12 protein-coding genes and 1 riboswitch are annotated in these 12,254 nt (G+C 76.2%); of the genes, 4 read left to right on the forward strand and 8 right to left on the reverse strand.

From position 1 onward, the window contains the following. Positions 1–65: 65 nt before the first annotated feature. The 3 genes from ACI78V_RS15470 to ACI78V_RS15480 are packed head-to-tail and all read left to right on the forward strand — an operon-like array spanning position 66 to position 2,786. The gene (locus ACI78V_RS15470) at positions 66–866 is read left to right on the forward strand and encodes an alpha/beta hydrolase (protein WP_456852245.1); all 801 of its coding nucleotides are present in this window, start codon (positions 66–68) and stop codon (positions 864–866) included. Further along, entirely contained in the window at positions 863–1,540 is a 678-nt protein-coding gene (locus ACI78V_RS15475; protein WP_456852247.1) for a hypothetical protein, read from the forward strand. The genes ACI78V_RS15470 and ACI78V_RS15475 overlap by 4 nt, the downstream gene beginning before the upstream one ends. Positions 1,541–1,550: 10 nt before the next feature. Further along, the gene (locus ACI78V_RS15480) at positions 1,551–2,786 is read left to right on the forward strand and encodes an ornithine cyclodeaminase, nickel-pincer nucleotide-dependent (RefSeq protein WP_456852249.1); all 1,236 of its coding nucleotides are present in this window, start codon (positions 1,551–1,553) and stop codon (positions 2,784–2,786) included. 43 nt (positions 2,787–2,829) lie between these two features. Here ACI78V_RS15480 and ACI78V_RS15485 read toward each other — a convergent pair whose 3' ends face one another. From ACI78V_RS15485 to ACI78V_RS15500, 4 genes are read right to left on the reverse strand one after another with little or no spacing between them, the layout of a single operon-like run. Continuing rightward, the gene (locus ACI78V_RS15485; RefSeq protein ID WP_456852251.1) at positions 2,830–3,837 is read right to left on the reverse strand and encodes an ROK family glucokinase; all 1,008 of its coding nucleotides are present in this window, start codon (positions 3,835–3,837) and stop codon (positions 2,830–2,832) included. After that, positions 3,838–4,236 carry a hypothetical protein gene (locus tag ACI78V_RS15490; protein WP_456852253.1) on the reverse strand — a complete coding sequence of 133 codons (399 nt, stop codon included), beginning with the start codon at positions 4,234–4,236 and terminating at the stop codon, positions 3,838–3,840. After that, complete coding sequence (locus ACI78V_RS15495; RefSeq protein ID WP_456852255.1) at positions 4,233–5,387, reverse strand: ArsA-related P-loop ATPase; 1,155 nt, start codon at positions 5,385–5,387, stop codon at positions 4,233–4,235. The genes ACI78V_RS15490 and ACI78V_RS15495 overlap by 4 nt, the downstream gene beginning before the upstream one ends. A gap of 8 nt (positions 5,388–5,395) precedes the next feature. Beyond that, complete coding sequence (locus ACI78V_RS15500; RefSeq protein WP_456852257.1) at positions 5,396–5,827, reverse strand: SRPBCC family protein; 432 nt, start codon at positions 5,825–5,827, stop codon at positions 5,396–5,398. A gap of 152 nt (positions 5,828–5,979) precedes the next feature. Between ACI78V_RS15500 and ACI78V_RS15505 the strand changes: the two genes are divergently transcribed. Then, complete coding sequence (locus ACI78V_RS15505) at positions 5,980–7,773, forward strand: AMP-dependent synthetase/ligase (RefSeq protein ID WP_456852258.1); 1,794 nt, start codon at positions 5,980–5,982, stop codon at positions 7,771–7,773. A gap of 43 nt (positions 7,774–7,816) precedes the next feature. Here ACI78V_RS15505 and ACI78V_RS15510 read toward each other — a convergent pair whose 3' ends face one another. From ACI78V_RS15510 to ACI78V_RS15525, 4 genes are all read right to left on the reverse strand, one after another. Further along, positions 7,817–8,947, reverse strand: a complete 1,131-nt coding sequence (locus ACI78V_RS15510; RefSeq protein ID WP_456852260.1) for a glycosyltransferase family 4 protein — start codon at positions 8,945–8,947, stop codon at positions 7,817–7,819. Then, the gene (locus ACI78V_RS15515) at positions 8,944–10,212 is read right to left on the reverse strand and encodes a M48 family metallopeptidase (RefSeq protein WP_456852262.1); all 1,269 of its coding nucleotides are present in this window, start codon (positions 10,210–10,212) and stop codon (positions 8,944–8,946) included. The genes ACI78V_RS15510 and ACI78V_RS15515 overlap by 4 nt, the downstream gene beginning before the upstream one ends. 164 nt (positions 10,213–10,376) lie before the next feature. Further along, entirely contained in the window at positions 10,377–11,459 is a 1,083-nt protein-coding gene (locus ACI78V_RS15520) for an NlpC/P60 family protein (RefSeq protein WP_456852264.1), read from the reverse strand. Between the two features lie 16 nt (positions 11,460–11,475). Then, positions 11,476–11,675, reverse strand: a riboswitch (cyclic di-AMP (ydaO/yuaA leader). 189 nt (positions 11,676–11,864) lie between these two features. Then, the gene (locus ACI78V_RS15525) at positions 11,865–12,188 is read right to left on the reverse strand and encodes a hypothetical protein (RefSeq protein WP_456852266.1); all 324 of its coding nucleotides are present in this window, start codon (positions 12,186–12,188) and stop codon (positions 11,865–11,867) included. Positions 12,189–12,254: the final 66 nt, after the last annotated feature.

The raw sequence follows: 12,254 nt of genomic DNA on the forward strand, positions 1-12,254 counted from the left end.
TCCGCGCCGCCGGTCCCCGCCCGCCCTGCCGGTCGGCTGCACCGCCGACGACGAGGAGGACCACCGTGCCCACGAACGAGGCACCCGGAGCCGGTCTGCTGCCGGGTGCCGAGCCGTTCGCCTTCCCCGGCGGCCCCGCCGGCGGTGGCACCGGCGTCCTGCTCGTCCACGGGTTCACCGGCTCGCCGGGCAGCATGCGGCCGTGGGGGGAGCACCTGGCTGCCCAGGGCTTCGCCGTCCGGGCGCCCCTGCTGCCCGGCCACGGCACCCGCTGGCAGGACTGCAACCTGACCGGCGACCAGGACTGGGTGGATGCCGTCTCCACCGCCTTCGACGAGCTCGCCGCCGATTGCGACCGGGTCGTCGTCGCGGGCCTGTCGATGGGCGGCACCCTGGCGATCCGGCTGGCGGAACTGCGGCCGGACGAGGTCGCCGGGCTGGTGCTGGTCAACCCCTCGCTGCTCACGCAGCGGCTGGACGCCAAGCTGCTGCCGCTGCTGGCCCGCCTCACCCCCAGCTGGAGGGGCATCGGCAACGACATCAAGAAGCCCGGCGTCACCGAGCCGGCCTACCTCGAGCTGCCCACCCGCGCGGTGCTCGGCCTGCGCCGGCTGTGGACGGCGACCCGTGCCGACCTGGGCCGGGTCACCGCTCCCCTGCTGGTGTTCCGCAGCGTCACCGACCACGTCGTCGAGCCGGCGTCGGTGCGGGTGCTGCTGGCCGGCGTCTCGAGCACCGACACCACCGAGGTGCTGCTCGAGGACAGCTACCACGTCGCCACCCTGGACAACGACGCCCCGCGCATCCTCGCCGGCTCGGTGGACTGGATCCGCGCCCGCACGCCGGCGCTGGAGGCCGGGGCGTGAACGGGCGACGGGGGCGCCGTGACAACGGCCTGGACGCCGCCCTCTGGACGCCGCTGCGCGACGTCGACCCGAGGGTCGGCGAGCACCTGCTCGACGTGCTGCGCGACGCGGGCATCGCCGCCTACCTGGAGCCCTCGGCCGACGTCGAGCCCTACACCCGCACCGTGTCGCTGCCCAGCCCGCCGACCGACCGCCTCTTCGTCGACCGTGCCCGCACCGGTGAGGGACGCGCCCTGGTCGAGCAGCACGTCGACGAGCACGTGCCCGAGCGGACCCGCGCGGCGCGCGCCCCGCGCCCGGACGTCGACGAGGACGCCGAGTGGACCCGGATCGTGGCCGCCTTCGAGGCCGAGCACGGCCGCACCGCCGTCGACGACGAGCCGTCCGACGCCCCACCCCCGCCGCCGGCCGAGCCCGAGGTGCTGGACCGGCCGGAGGAGCACTACGAGCCGCCACCGCCCCCGCCGGTCCCGGCTCCCGCACCCGCCTCGCTGTACGCGGTGCTGCTGATCGCCGTCGGCGCGGTGCTGGTGGTGGCGCCGCGCGTGCTCCGGCTGTCCCCCGACGTCGGCCTGGTGCTCGGCGTGGCCGCGGTCGTCACCGGGGTGGCGATGCTGGTGTCGCGGATGCGGGAGCGGTCGACGGAGGACGGCGACGACGGCGCGGTCGTCTGAGACGGGCCCCGTGGAACTCGCCCGGCACACCACCACGGTGTCGCTGAGCGGCCACCTCATGGACACCGGCATCCTGGCCCGGGTGCTCGACGACGTCCTGGAGTACGGCGGCGACTACCGCATCGAGACCCTCGACCTCGGTCGGGAGCACGAGGACGAGTCCCGCGCGACGGTGCGGATCAGCGCCGGGGACGCCGACCTCCTCGAGCGGATCGTCATGCGCCTGCAGACCCGCGGGGCCAACGCCGTCGACCCGGGGACGGCGACCACCCGGCCCGCCCCTGCCGACGGCGTCTTCCCGGAGGACTTCTACTCCACGACCAACCTCGACACCTTCGTGCGCCTGGACCGCGAGTGGCTGCCGGTGGACCGCGCCGAGATGGACTGCGGCCTGGTGGTCGGTGAGGAGGCCGGGCGCACGGTCGTCCGCACGGTGCCGGTCAGCGACGTGCGGGCCGGGGAGGCCGTGGTCTGCGGCGCGCACGGCGTCCGGGTGGAGATGCCACCCGCGGTGGCCCGCGGCCAGGAGGAGGCCTTCGGGTTCATGTCGTCGGCGGCCTCCAGCGAGAAGCCGCAGGCGCTGCTGGTGCGACAGATCGCCGAGCGGATGCGGGAGGTGAGGGCGGCCGGGCAGAAGGTGCTCTGGGTGGGCGGCCCGGCAGTCGTCCACACCGGCGCGGCCCCGGCGATGGTCCGCCTGGTGGACGCCGGCTACGTCGACGTCCTCTTCGCCGGCAACGCCCTGGCCACCCACGACATCGAGTCGGCGCTGTACGGCACCTCGCTGGGCGTCGACCTGGCGAAGGGCTCGGGGGTCCCGCACGGCCACGAGCACCACATCCGGGCGATCAACACGATCCGCCGGGCGGGCTCGATCGCGGCCGCCGTGGAGTCCGGCGTCCTGACCGGGGGCGTCATGCACGCGATGGTGCGGGCCGGCAAGCCCTTCGTGCTGGTCGGCTCGGTGCGCGACGACGGCCCGCTGCCCGACGTGTACACCGACGTCATCGCCGGTCAGCGGGCGATGCGTGCCCAGCTGCCGGGCGTCGGCTTCGCGATCATGGTGGCCACGATGCTGCACGCGATCGCGACCGGGAACATCCTGCCGGCGTCGGTGCCGCTGGTGTGCGTGGACATCAACCCGGCGACGGTCACCAAGCTCGCCGACCGCGGCAGCGCGCAGGCGATGGGGATCGTCACCGACATCGGCCTCTTCCTCGAGCAGCTCGCCCGGGAGCTCACCTGAACGGAGTGCCACGGGCCCGTTCCCCGCGCCCGGGCACCCCACCTCAGGCGTCGCCCTCGCAGACGGCGCGCCGCACCAGGTCCGCGGCACCCACCAGCCCGGCCTGCGCGCCGAGCCGGGCGGCCACCACCCGCGGCCCCGGTCGGAACCCGCGGCCGGGCAGCGCCCGCTCCAGCCGCTCCCGCGCCGGGCGCAGCACCATCTCGCCGAGCACGCTCACCCCGCCGCCGATGACGACCACCTCGGGGTCCAGGACGGCGGCCAGGTCGGCGATCCCCTGCCCGAGCCAGGAGCCGACGTCGGTCAGCAGCTCCAGCGCGAGCGGATCGCCCTCGGCCGCGGCCCGGGCGACGTGCTCCCCGGTGAGCCGGTCGGCCTCGCCGTCCACCCGCTCCAGCAGCAGCGCCGCGGCCGCCGGCGAGCTGCGCGCCACCTCCCGGGCGGTCTGACCGAGCGCCGTGCCGCTGGCGTACTGCTCCCAGCAGCCGCGGTTGCCGCACGCGCACAGCCGCCCGTCGGGGACCACGCGCATGTGCCCCCACTCCCCGGCCACGCCGTGCGACCCGCGCTGCAGCCGGCCGTCCATGACGATGCCGCCACCGATGCCGGTGCCCAGGGTGATCATCAGGGCCAGGTCGGCGCCGGCCGCAGCGCCGTAGCGGTACTCGGCCCAGGCGGCGGCGTCGGCGTCGTTGCCGACCCACATCGGCCGCTGCAGCCTCGCGGCGAGGTCCTTGCGCAGGGTCGAGTTCCGCCAGGCCAGGTGCGGGCTGAACAGCACCGTGTCGCCGGTGCGGTCGAACCAGCCGGCCGCCCCGACCCCCACGCCCACCAGCGGGCCGTCGTGCACGCGGGCGAGGTCGTCGACGACGGCGGCGATCGCGTCCTCGGTCTCGCTCACCGACGACCCGGGGGTGGCGCGGCGGGCGGTGGCGACGACCGTGCCGTCCGGTGCCACGACACCCCCGGCGACCTTCGTCCCGCCGATGTCGATGCCGAGGGCCGGCAGCTCGGCGGCGGCCGGCTGCCGGGCGCCGTGGGTGCCGGCCACTCAGGCGATCTCGATGCGCTGCACCGGCGCCACCGGCTCCGGGGCGGCCGGCTCCGGGGCGGCCGGACCCTCGCTGCCGGCGGGACCCTCGCTGCCGGCGGCGGGACCGCCGGCCGGTGTCGTGTCCCGCGCCGGTGCGGCAGCCGACGACTGCTCGGCGACGGAGCGCAGTGCCGCGGCGGCGGCGCCGAGCACGTCGGCCAGCGCGGCGGTCACCTCCGGCCGCTCGCCCCGGACCACGGCCGCCACCTGGCAGACCGGGCACCAGCGGCAGTCGGCCGGGTGGCCGGCGTCCCCGCCCGCGGCGTGCCCACGGGTGCGGGACGCCTCGCCGAGGGTCTGGCCCAGCCCGGCGACCAGCCGGCGGGCCTGCTCGACCCAGTCGGGTCCGTCGGTCATGGAGTGCTCCCCTCGGCGGCCAGCAGATCGGCCGGCCACTGCTGCGGATCGGGTGTGAAGGTGACCTCGAGCCGGGCCCGCGCGGTGCCGGCGTCGGCCAGGTGGCCGGCGGTGACCACGCACCGGCGCAGGAGCGCGTCGAGCCGGAGCGACCGGCGCGCCCCGGCGGCGGTGACCACGAGGTCGTCCTGCCAGCGGGTCAGTTCCAGCCCGTCGCGCTCGGCGAACGGCAGGGGCAGCACCAGCCGCCGCCCGCCGTCGACGCGCTCGGACACCGGCCTGACGGCGGCCGCGGCGGCTGCGCCGTCCGCGCCGGGGAGGAGGCCGGCCAGCGCGGCGACGTCGTCCGGCGTCTCCGGGAGCTCCGGCACCCGCCGCACGGGAGCCAGGTCCGCGAGGGCGGTGAGGACGGCGTCCTGCTCGGCGGCGCGCCGGCGCCACCACTCCCCCGTCCCGCCGTCGGGCAGCACGCGGACGAGGACGGCGGTCGGGCGCTGCCCGTACAGGGCCAGGGCGGTCACCGCCGCGCGCAGCACCGGGACGGCGTCCGGGCGGGGTGCGGCGACCAGGTGCACCTCGGTGGTGGCCGGGTCGGTGAGGTCGACACTGCCGATGAGCGCCTCGAGCTCGGGCACGGCGTCCAGGGCCGCGTCGACCGGGCCGCGCTGGACCGCGCCGGAGCGCACCGCGGCGGTCCGGACGGCGCCCAGCACGCGCAGCCGGGTGGGCAGTGCCTGGTCCAGCCACCAGCGCAGCACGCCGGGCAGCCCGACCAGGGCCGCGCCCGAGGGCAGCGGGCCGGCGTCGACGACGACGAGGTCGGCCTCGGCGTCGCGCGCGGCACGTGCCAGCCGGGCGAGCAGGGCGAGGTCGCGGGCCCCGGGCAGGGGGACGACCGAGCTCGACGGCGGCAGGGCGACCCCGGGAACGGCCGCGGACAGCGCCGCGGCCGAGGCGCCCCAGACCGACTCCAGCGCGCCCAGCGGCTCGACCGGGTCGACCGCCAGCCCGGGGACGTCGGGCAGCCCCGGGCGGGCGGCGGAGGTCAGCAGCAGGGTGCGGGAACCGCCGCGGGCGGCCCGGGCGGCGGCGGCCGCCGCGAGGGTGGAGGTACCGGCCCCACCCGGGCCGGTGACGAGCAGCGTGCGCACGGACCCGATCAGCCCTCGACGCGCTTCTTGAGCTCCTTGAGGGCGGTGTCGAGGATGACCTTCTCCGCCTTCCGCTTGAACATCCCGAGCAGCGGGAGGTGGGTGTCGATCGTGATCCGGTAGGTGACCTCGGTCCGGCCGTCGCGCTCGTCGAGGGTGTAGGAGCCCTCCTGGCGCTTCTGCATCTGGCCCTGCACCAGCGTCCAGGAGACACGGCGGTCGCCGTCCCAGTCGTACTCCAGGACGTAGTCGTCCTTGACCATCCCGGCGTCGATGACGAAGTGCACCCGGCGGGCCCGGCCGTCGGCCCCCGCCTCGACGACCTCCACCTGCTGGGCCGCGGCGACCCACTGCGGATAGGCCTCGAAGTCGGCGATGACCGCCATGACCTCCGCCGCGGGAGCCTCGACGGTGATCGACTGCGTGGACTGGTCGGCCATGGCAGCAGGCTATCCGTTCACCGCCGTGTCGCCCGGTCGTGGCACGTCCGCCTGCTACTCATGGGTAGCCCCCAGCGGCTAGATTTGGCCCGTCCCGGTCCGGGACCGCTGGCGACGGTGCCCGTGGTCGGGCAGGGAGGAGAGGACCAGGCGTGCGCGAGTTCAGCGTCCCGGCGACGACCGAGGTGGGCCCGGACGAGGCCCTGCCCGACCTGCTCACCACCAACGTGACCCGGTACGGCGACGACGTGGGCCTGCGGGTCCGGCGGGACGGCCGGTGGGCCGACGTCACCTGGCGCGAGTTCGGTGCCCAGGTGGACGGCGTGGCCAAGGGTCTGATCGCCGCCGGCGTCCAGGCCGGTGACCGGGTCGCCCTGCAGGCCAGGACCCGCTACGAGTGGACGGTCCTGGACTTCGCCATCTGGGCCGCCGGCGGCGTCGTCGTCCCGGTCTACGAGACCTCCAGCGCCGACCAGGTCGCCTGGATCCTGTCGGACTCCGGCGCCCGGGCCGCCGTCGTGGAGCGCCCCGAACACGCCGAGGCCGTCGACTCCGTCCGCGACCAGGCCCCCGAACTCGGCCCGGTGTGGGTCATCGAGGACGACGCACTCGGCACGCTCGCCGCCGCCGGCGCCGGCGTCCCCGACGCCGAGCTGACGGCCCGCCGCGCCACGCTCCGCTCCTCGAGCCTGGCCACGATCATCTACACCAGCGGCACGACCGGGCGCCCCAAGGGCTGCCAGCTCACCCACGCCAACTTCCTGTTCGAGATCGGCAACGGCATGACGCTGCTGGACCGGTTGCTGAACGAGAAGGGCTCCCTGCTGCTGTTCATCCCGCTGGCCCACGTGCTGGCGCGGGTGCTGCAGGTCGGCGCGGTGAAGACCCGCACCGTCATCGGCCACACGCCCGACGTGACCCACCTCGTCGAGGACCTCGGGTCCTTCCAGCCCACCTTCGTCCTCGCCGTCCCCCGGGTGTTCGAGAAGGTCTACAACCAGGCGAAGGCCAAGGCCGAGGCCGCCGGCAAGGGGAAGGTCTTCGACCGCGCGGCGCAGGTCGCCATCGACTGGTCCCGCGCCCAGGACACCGGCGGCCCCGGCCTCGCGCTGCGGGCCCAGCACGCGCTGTTCGACAGGCTGGTCTACGGCAAGCTGCGCGCCGCCCTCGGGGGCCGCTGCCTCGGCGCGGTCTCCGGTGGCGCCCCGCTCGGCGAGCGGCTCGGCCACTTCTTCCGCGGCATCGGCGTCACCGTCTACGAGGGCTACGGGCTCACCGAGACCACGGCCGCGGCGTCGGTGAACCACGACGCCGCCTTCCGCATGGGCACCGTCGGCCGGCCGCTGCCCGGCGTGGCGGCCGCGATCGCCGACGACGGCGAGATCCTCATCCGGGGCGGCATCGTGATGTCCGGCTACTGGAAGAACGAGCAGGCCACCGCGGAGGCCATCGATCCCGAGGGCTGGTTCCACACCGGCGACCTCGGCGACATCGACAGCGACGGCTTCATCCGCATCACCGGGCGCAAGAAGGAGATCCTGGTGACCGCGGGGGGCAAGAACGTCGCCCCCGCCGTCCTGGAGGACAGGCTGCGCGCCCACCGGCTGGTCAGCCAGTGCATCGTCGTCGGCGACCAGCGACCGTTCATCGGCGCGCTGATCACCCTCGACGAGGAGGCCCTGCCCGCCTGGCTGGAGTCCCGGGGCAAGCCGGCCGGCACGACGGCGGCGGACCTGACCGACGACCCCGACGTCCTGGCCGAGGTCGAGTCCGCCGTCACCGAGGCCAACAAGGCGGTGTCCAAGGCGGAGTCGATCAAGAGGTTCCGGGTGCTGGCCACCGACTTCACCGAGGCCAACGGGATGCTCACCCCGAGCCTGAAGCTCAAGCGCGCCGCGGTGATGAAGGAGTTCGACGCCGAGGTCGAGGCCCTCTACACCCGCTGAGGCGACGATCCCGAGCCCCGTCCCGCTCCGTGCGGGGCGGGGCTCAGTGCCGTGCCGGGTCCAGCAGCCCGGCGAACGTCGTCGCGATCGACGCCCACGACCAGCGCTGCTCGACCCACGCCCGGCCGGCCGCGCCCATGGCCCTCGCCCGGTCGGGGTCGTCGAGCAGGGCGCTCACCGTGGCCGCCACACCCGCGGGTGACCGGGGGTCGGCGACGACGTGGCCGGTCACGCCCTCCTGCACCGTCTCCGGCGCGCCACCGGAGGTGCCGGCGACCACCGGCCGGCCGCAGGCGGCGGCCTCCAGGTAGACCATGCCCAGCCCCTCGACGTCCAGCCCGCCGCGGCGGGTGCGGCACGGCATGGCGAAGACGTCGCCAGCGGCGTAGTGCCCGGGCAGCTGTTCCGGGCGCACCGGCCCGGTGAGGACGACGGAGTCCTCGAGTCCCGCGGCGGCCACGGCCCGGCGCAGGCCGCCCTCCAGCGGGCCGCCGCCGACCAGCAGCAGGCGGGCCCGGGGGTGACGGGCCAGCACCGCCGGCCAGCCGGCGACCAGGACGTCCTGCCCCTTGCGCGGCACCAGCCGGGAGACGCAGGCGACCACCGGGCCGTCGCCGAGCCCGTACCGCGCGCGCACGACGGCTCCGTCGGCGGCGGGCGTGAACAGGTCGACGTCCACCCCCGGTGACAGCTGCGCCATGCGCGTCGCCCCGCCCAGTGCCGGCGCCAGCCGGCTGTGGGTGTACTCGCTGATGTAGGTGGTGACGTCGAGGCCGCCGGCGATGCGCCGCATGAGCTGCCGCGCTCCCGGCAGGGACACCCAGCCCGTCTCGTGGCCGTGCGTGGCCCCGACCAGGTGCCGGACGCCGGCGGCGCGCAGCGCGGGGGCCAGCAGCCCGAGCGGCGCGGCGGCCCCGAAGAAGGCGGTGTCGCAGCCGTACCGGCGGGCCAGCTCCGCCGCGGCGCGCGCCGTGGCGGGCGTGGGCAGCAGCATGCCGGTCGGCCGGCGCACCACCGGGTACGGCAGGGCGGCGTCGAACTCCTCCCACCCCGGCGAACGGGAGGCGAGCACGACCAGGGAGTCCGGCGGACGGCGCGCCAGCAGGGCGGCGACGAAGGTCTGGATGCCGCCCTGGCGCGGCGGGAAGTCGTTGGTGACGACGAGCGTCCTCACCCCGCCTCCTGCAGCCGCTGCCAGTCCGCGGCGAACGCCACCCGCTGCGGTCCGGTCGGGTGCGAGCCGAAGAACCACTGCCACGCCGCGGGCGGGTCCGGGTCGGAGAGGTTCACGCGGGCCAGCCGGTTCTGCATGGCCACGAACGCCTCGGCGTCCCCGGTGAGCTCCAGCGCGTGCAGGTCCGCGCGCGCCTCCACGTGGCGGGACACCAGGTTCTGGACCGGGGTGGCCACCAGCGTGCCGACCGCGGCCAGGAACAGGACCAGTGGCACCACCCGTGGGTCCCCGGCCGACTCCGCGCCGGCCCGCCGCAGCAGCGGCGTCCAGGACAGCAGCCAGCCGAGCAGGGCGACCGCCGCCGCCGCCCCGAGCGCCCCCTCCAGCGTCCCGGTCAGGACGTCGTCGGTGGCGACGTGGCCGAGCTCGTGGGCGGCGATCGACTCGATCTCGGCGTCGGGCAGCTGGGCCAGCGTCGTGTCGTAGAGGACGATCCGCCGGGTGGACCCGAACCCGGAGACGTAGGCGTTGAGCGCCGTCGTCCGCCGCGAGGCGTCGGCGACCAGCACGTCCTCGACCGGGGTGCCGTTCTCCTCGGCCAGCTCCAGCAGGTCGGTGCGCAGCTGTCCGGCCGGCAGCGACTCGAAGCGGTTGAACGCCGGCTCGATGACCACCGGGTAGAGGAAGGAGCCTGCCACCACCGTGGCGGCCGCCGCCCCGGCGGTCCAGGCCCACCACGTCCGCGGGGCGCGCCGGGCCAGCCACACCACGGCGAGGAGGGCGAGGGCGGTCAACGCGGCGTCGATGGCCGTGGAGACGGCGACGTCGCGCAGCCACAGCGGCCAGCTGCGCGTCGACAGCCCGTACCGGTGGCGGACCACCTCCCCGTAGGCCGAGAGCGGCAGCGTGACCAGCCGGCCGGCCACCGTCAGCGCCACCGTGCCCAGCAGCACCTGCCAGACCCACCCGCCGCCCAGCGGGCGGGCCGGGGTCCGGACCAGCCACCGTCCGAGCGGGGTGAGCGCCAGCACCGCGGACGCCACCAGCCCGAGCACCAGGGCGGCCAGGGACGCCGGGCGGATCGCCGCGGCGAAGGACTCCGCGCGCTCGGCGACACCCGGGGGCAGACCGGCCCCGGGACGGACCGGGGTGGCGCCGCCGGGCGGTTCGGGCAGCAGGCTCCACGGCGTGCCGACGGCGACGACGACCACGAAGGCCGCTCCGAGCACACCCGCGACCAGCAGCGCGGCCCGGCGGGCGCTCACCCCGCCGATCCTAGGAGGACCCCTGCCCACCACCGCGGGAGGACCCCGCCCTCCAGCGAGCTCACGGCGAGCCGCTGGACCGGCCGGGCCCCGGACGGCCGCGTCGGGACCCTGTACGGGGCCGGGACCCCCGAGGACGTCCCGGCCCGTGCCGTGTGCGTGGACTAGGCGACGCGGCGCATGGCGGTGATGCCGCCCATCGAGTCGACGCTGACCACCTTGACCGGCTGGCCGGACGTCGAGGCGTGCACCATCTGGCCGTTGCCGATGTACATGGAGACGTGGCTGACCGGGCTGTAGTAGAAGATCAGGTCGCCCGGCTGCAGGTCGGCGCGCGAGACCGCCGTCCCCAGCGTCGACTGGATGCGGCTCGAGTGCGGGAGGCTGATGCCCGCCGCGGCGTAGGCGTACTGGGTGAGCCCCGAGCAGTCGAAGGAGTTCGGGCCGCCGGCGCCCCACACGTAGGGGTCGCCGACCTGCGCGAGCGCGGTGTCGACGGCGGCCTGGGCGGCACCGCTGGAGGCGGCGGCCGGCGCCGGCGTGGCCACGGGCCGGCCGGCGTGCGCGGTCACGACCTCCTGCTGCTGCGCAGCCGAGAGCGCGTCGTACTGCGCCCGGTAGTCGGCGATGTCGGACTCCAGCCGGGCCTGCCGGGCGGTGACGTCGTCCAGGGTGGCCTGCGCCGCCGCCTGGGCGACGTCGGCGTCCGCCCGGGCCTGCTCGGCGGCCGCCGCCCGCGTGGCGACCTGGGCCAGGACGTCGGTGGTGTGGCCGGCGATCAGCTCGAGGGTCGCGAGCTGGGAGACGAAGTCCGCGGCCGACGCACTGGTCATGAGCAGCTCCAGCTGGGTCGTCCCGTCGCCGGTGTAGGCGGTGCGGGCGACCTGCCGGATCTGGTTGTCGAGGGCGCCGAGGTGCTCCTGCGCGTCCGCGGCGGCCCGGCGGGCGCTGTCGGCGGCCACCTGCTGCTGCGCGAGCACCTCACGGGCCTCGTTCACCTGCTCGGTCACGGCCTCGAGCTCGCGACCGGCCTGGGCGACCAGCTGGGCGGCCTGTGCGGCGGTGCCGGCCTGCTGCGGGTCGGCGGCGGCCGTCCCCGGCAGGAGGGTGAGGGCGAGGGTGGCGGTGGCCCCGAGGACGAGCCCGCGACCGAGTCGGCGGGCGAGGCGGGGGCGGCGGAACGCGACCGGGAGGTCGGGGTGGAACTGGTCGAGTGCATGCCCCAGGGCAGGGCGAGGCGTCGCCACGGTCGGCGGCTCTCCGTTCTTCCTCAGCAACCGCCTACCGAGTTAGCTGACGGGTTCGGGCTGGGAAGAATCGCCCTATCTCTGCGCGCCGGCGGGCCGGCGCGTGTGCTCCGGCGGTGACCGGCGCACGCGAGAACTCACCCCAGTACTGCGGTGGGTCCCCGGTTCCCCTCCGGCGCCGCGTGGGCGCGTCGGGGGATTCGGCGGTGTCCGCCCGAGGTCACCTCTCTCGGGTGACGACCGCCCGGTCGGACCGGCTCACCGTACGGGCCGTGATGATGTTGTGACAAACGGGGCCGGCGTGGACTGTGGGATCTCCCACGCGACCGCGCCCCGCCACGCCGGCGGCCACGCGGGGGCACCGCACCGGTCGACGGTGCGTGCCGGCCGGGGCCCGGCTCTGCCTCAACCGGTGCGCCGGCGGTGCCGCGCCGCCCCGGCCGCGCGGCCACCCGGGGACGCCTGGTGCCGCAGCGGGGGCACCAGGCCGACGTCGGCCAGTGCCCGCACCGCCCGCCGCTCGACCTCGTCGAACTCCACGACCACACCGGGCCGGGGCACGACGACGTCCTCGGCGGCCTCGGCTGCGCCGTCCTGGCGCCGCCCGGTCATCGGGACCACCGTCGGGTCGGCGGTCTCCCACCCCGGCGGGGCGCCCAGCAGGACGGTGACGACGCAGTCGGCACACCCGGTGCCCCGGGCGGTGCACGTGTCGCAGTCGATGAACATGGCCCACTCCTCTGCTGGCCGACGCCTCGTCGCAGGAGCCCTCCATGGCCCCGGTCGGTCCGCGCA

This window comes from Geodermatophilus sp. SYSU D00742, from assembly GCF_054049935.1.

What these genes read in the sequence shown, in the direction of transcription:
- ACI78V_RS15490 (WP_456852253.1), bottom strand. Translation starts at nt 4,236, where the DNA reads ATGACCGACGGACCCGACTGGGTCGAGCAGGCCCGCCGGCTGGTCGCC.
- ACI78V_RS15500 (WP_456852257.1), bottom strand. Translation starts at nt 5,827, where the DNA reads ATGGCCGACCAGTCCACGCAGTCGATCACCGTCGAGGCTCCCGCGGCG.
- ACI78V_RS15525 (WP_456852266.1), bottom strand. Translation starts at nt 12,188, where the DNA reads ATGTTCATCGACTGCGACACGTGCACCGCCCGGGGCACCGGGTGTGCC.